The organism is Allosphingosinicella sp. (genome assembly GCF_036387215.1).
GTDB lineage: Bacteria > Pseudomonadota > Alphaproteobacteria > Sphingomonadales > Sphingomonadaceae > Allosphingosinicella.
In genome coordinates this window covers 1-3929 of sequence record NZ_DASVUE010000252.1, presented here as the reverse complement: position 1 = coordinate 3929, position 3929 = coordinate 1, and the positions used below count along the sequence as shown (strand labels likewise).

The window sequence follows — 3929 nt, the reverse complement described above, 5'->3', positions numbered from 1 at the left end:
GGCCAACATGGACAAGCAGCTCGAAGCCTGCGGCGAGGCGCCCTTCTACACGCTCGGGCCCCTCACCACCGACATCGCGCCGGGCTACGACCACATCACCAGCGCGATCGGCGCGGCCATGATCGGCTGGTTCGGCACCGCCATGCTCTGCTACGTCACGCCCAAGGAGCACCTAGGCCTCCCCGACCGCGACGACGTCAAAGTGGGCGTAGTAACCTACAAGCTAGCCGCCCACGCCGCCGACCTCGCCAAGGGCCACCCCGCCGCCAAGATGCGCGACGACGCCCTAAGCCGCGCCCGCTTCGAATTCCGCTGGCGCGACCAGTTCCACCTCAGCCTCGATCCCGACACCGCCGAGCAATATCACGACCAGACCCTGCCGGCGGAGGGCGCCAAGACCGCCCATTTCTGCTCCATGTGCGGCCCCAAATTCTGCAGCATGAAGATTACTCAAGAGGTGAGGGATTTTGCTGCGAAGCAGAATGCGAGCGCGGACACCTTCCTTGAGGCGGACGCAGGAATGGCCGAAATGAGCGAGAAGTTCCGCGAGAATGGCGGAGAGATTTACCTGCCGGCAGGAGAGTAGACGTGCCCCACCGGGCCTCAAATCTTCGTGCCGCAGCCTCACAAGTACTGGAGTTAGGAGCGCCAGCGTGTCTCTCAATCGACCTCTGCACTCGCCGCGCTCTCGATTGGCGGAGGCGGTTGAAAGTCTGTTTGGTGGATGCTGTGAAGTCGCCTGGCTGAGCGGCAGCTACGCATATGGAGGGGCGGTACCCGGTGCGAGCGACATCGACGTCGTCCTGGTGATGCATGACGCGGTGCCCCAGCCCGCCAGCGCGTCTATGTTGGAGACGATTCAAAAGTTTATCGACGTGTACCTGCTCACTCACCACGACGCGGGCCTAGCGCCGGACTTGGAATTCCCCGGCGAATATTTGACGGCGGCCCAGATCCGAGAAAGTTTCGCAGGGCGAGGCTTCACAGCGGAAACGGGTGAACGGCTCTCGATGCCGCTCGTCGAGAGCCCGGGCTATTGGACTGACGATTGGACGCGATGGTTTCGGGCTTGGCTGGGCATGGCAGCGTTCAGCCAACACCTATGCGGCGATTATAGGCAGTTCGAAATCCTGAAGGCGGAAGCTTGGAAGGCTATTCTGCTCTTCGTGTCCGCGAAGGCAGCGGGGCCGTTTACGGAAGAAGATATCCTGGCCGAACTCACAACCTTTGGCCTCAAGCCTCGATACAAGAAGTTCGCCGAGCTCGAGATCCCCTGGATCAGACAGGCTATGGAACAACTTGAACGGGATGACGTGATTGCACGCGACGGCGAATTCTTTGTACCTCAGGCGGCCACGCTGCGGGCTTGGGAACGTCAGACTTCGCGGCGATGCTCGATCTCACCTGCCGATCCTGCCGACCTTTTCCTCAGTGAGCGGCAGGTGAGAGACTTGGAACACTACGCAGCAGAGCGCTGGAAATTAATGATCGGAAGATGACGAGAATTAAACCCCTAAATTTCTTCAGAATATTTTCTCGGCGCGTAGTGAAGGCCGTCGGCTCAGGCGCTTTCGGATAACTTTGCCTCGGGCGGCAGTTTGTCGATGATTCGGAGAAATGCCTGAGACGCTTGTAGGACCAAACCAAGGTGCTTGCGGCTTTGTAGGATCATGATGCCGATCACAAGCAGGATCATGGCACTCGACCGACGGTTTTCAATCATCTCCGCCGTCGCAACGCTCTTGGGAACGGCGGCATCTGAGGCATATAGAAGCCTGTTTCGGCTGTTCGATAACTCAGCCACCATCCGCTTAATGCCCTCAAAGTTGGAGCGCTTCGCAAAGGATTGGAGCGCCCCTTCAAACAGGCTATTCTCGTCAGCACCTGGCTGACTGTGCAAAAAGTCGAGCGGCTCTACAGGTTGCACGCAGTAGTTATCGCCGCCATTCACGCCGAAGTTCGACAGTGGAATCTTTATGTCGATGCGTTTCGTCTCGAAATTGAAAGTGAGCTGAAACTCCCGCAACGCGGGATGAAGCTGATTGGCGATAGCTAAGACGCATGCCCTTACGGCGACCTTGTGCTGATGATCGCGTGCGTTGAACCGCTTCGCGTCAGGGTACTTCCTCAGTTGCATCGCCTTGATGAGAGCGGTTGCTGCCTCCTCCTCACCAGTGATGGCTCGAAATGAAGCCATCTCTCGGTCAACTTCGAGAAGGAGTAGTGCTCTCCTGAAATGCTCGAAGGTGTTGAGCATCCTGAACCTGAACGCACCCGGGAGACCGAGAGCCATCCGGCGGAGGAAGCCTTCAATCTCTGCGGGATAAGAAACGGGACCTGCGGGATCGTCGGGCATGAGGCGGAAGATGGTTCAGAGTACGCTCGTCGGCAACTCGTGAAGGTTGTAGGCCATACCTTGGGCACACTGTACCGGAGCAGAATGCCCGAATCCCTCGCCCACATCGCCCTCATTGTCCGCGACTATGACGAGGCGATCGCCTGGTTCACGGGCGTGCTCGGCTTCACCCTCGTTGAGGACACGTACCAGCCCGAGCAGGACAAGCGCTGGGTGCTCGCCGCGCCGCCTGGTGCCAGCGAGAGCGCCGCCACCCTCCTCCTCGCCCGCGCCTCCTCGCCGGAGCAGGAGGCTTTCATCGGCAACCAGGCGGGTGGGCGGGTCTTTCTGTTCCTGAAGACCGACGACTTCCGGCGCGACTACGAAGCCTACCGAGCCCGCGGCGTGCGCTTCATCCGCGAGCCAAAGCAGGCGCCCTACGGCACCGTCGCCGTGTTCGAGGACCTCTACGGCAACCTCTGGGACCTGGTGCAGTTCGCCGCCTGACGGCCGCTTCTCACGCAGCCGTCAAGTTGCAAATGCCAAAGCAGTGCGTCAGGTTGGAAGACCAATGACGGGGGAGGATTCGATGACACGTTCGGCAGCTTTCGGAATGGCGATGGTCGGCTTGGCCACGACAGCTCAAGCGCAGACGAACCATGTACCCGCCACGACGAGCTTCTATAATGACTGTCTACAGAGTGGCGGTTCTCCAGCGAGTGTGGGCAATTACCCGAACATCGTGGTCATGCCGATCTACAACGGCAAGACGAGCCCGACCGCTGCCACCGCGGCACGCTTTTCCATAACTGTCGCACCTTCCACCGACACTTCGGCAGCCGCTTACTTCGAGCGGGAGCCTATTCCGGCCGGGGAAACCGCGGATTTCGTCGTGCGGCAGGGGCGTGTCCACTTTCTGTCCGCCACCCGTCTGAAGATGGTACGCAGCGACGGCAAGATGGATCTCTGCATCAAGCAATTCTAGCGCGCCTGCCAACGCCTGAGCAGGAAGTGGTCATGGCTGAACGGGCGTCCGGCGGTTTCTCGGGCGGTACGGCCGCCGCCTGCCAAACCAAATAGGATGCTCCTCCGCCACACCCGCCTCGCAAAATCCCGCCCGGCCGCATTTTCCGCTGTCCTACAGCCCCCCTTTTGAGGTTCATACTGGCGGATGAGCAACCATCCGCACGACGCCGATTCCGGCACCCCCGCCGCCCCGCCGCCCGCCACCGCGGAAGACGAGGGCATTCCTCCCCCCGAAACCTACGATCCCGCCGATTATCGCTGGGTGCCGGTCCGCCGCCGCCCCCGCTACGACGGCTGGACCGAGGAGAAGCAGCGCCGCTTCATCGAGGCGCTGGCCGATACCGGCCTCGTCAGCCACGCCGCCAAGTCCGTCGGCATGACTCGCGAAGGCGCCTACAAGCTCAAGCGCTCGCCCCACGGCGCCGCCTTCGCCCGCGCCTGGGACGCCGCCCGCCACCATGCCGGCGGCTTCGTCGAGGACCTCGCCTTCGAACGCGCGATCGAGGGCGTGGAGCACAATGTCTACAACGAATATGGCGAAGTGGTCTGCACCAAGCGCGTCGTGAAC

Annotated in this window: 5 protein-coding genes and 1 pseudogene; 5 read left to right on the top strand and 1 reads right to left on the bottom strand. The window is 61.1% G+C overall.

Translation table 11 applies throughout. The features are described 5' to 3' along the window. Both VF662_RS10350 and VF662_RS10345 read left to right on the top strand, forming a co-directional pair. The coding region (locus VF662_RS10350) for a phosphomethylpyrimidine synthase ThiC (RefSeq protein ID WP_464140679.1) at positions 1 to 586 on the top strand (586 nt) is incomplete at its 5' end. A 106-nt stretch (positions 587 to 692) separates the two neighbouring features. After that, entirely contained in the window at positions 693 to 1499 is an 807-nt protein-coding gene (locus VF662_RS10345; protein ID WP_464140676.1) for a nucleotidyltransferase domain-containing protein, read from the top strand. Between the two features lie 62 nt (positions 1500 to 1561). Here the strand turns inward: VF662_RS10345 and VF662_RS10340 are convergent, their stop codons facing one another. Next, on the bottom strand, positions 1562 to 2257 hold the full coding sequence (locus VF662_RS10340; protein ID WP_464140674.1) for a hypothetical protein: 696 nt from the start codon (positions 2255 to 2257) through the stop codon (positions 1562 to 1564). 183 nt (positions 2258 to 2440) lie between these two features. Between VF662_RS10340 and VF662_RS10335 the strand changes: the two genes are divergently transcribed. The 3 genes and pseudogenes from VF662_RS10335 to VF662_RS10325 form a co-directional block, all read left to right on the top strand. Further along, positions 2441 to 2842 carry a VOC family protein gene (locus tag VF662_RS10335; RefSeq protein WP_464140672.1) on the top strand — a complete coding sequence of 134 codons (402 nt, stop codon included), beginning with the start codon at positions 2441 to 2443 and terminating at the stop codon, positions 2840 to 2842. Between the two features lie 82 nt (positions 2843 to 2924). After that, positions 2925 to 3320 carry a hypothetical protein gene (locus VF662_RS10330; protein ID WP_464140669.1) on the top strand — a complete coding sequence of 132 codons (396 nt, stop codon included), beginning with the start codon at positions 2925 to 2927 and terminating at the stop codon, positions 3318 to 3320. Between the two features lie 186 nt (positions 3321 to 3506). Continuing rightward, positions 3507 to 3929, top strand: a pseudogene (locus VF662_RS10325) (hypothetical protein); the annotation flags it as partial.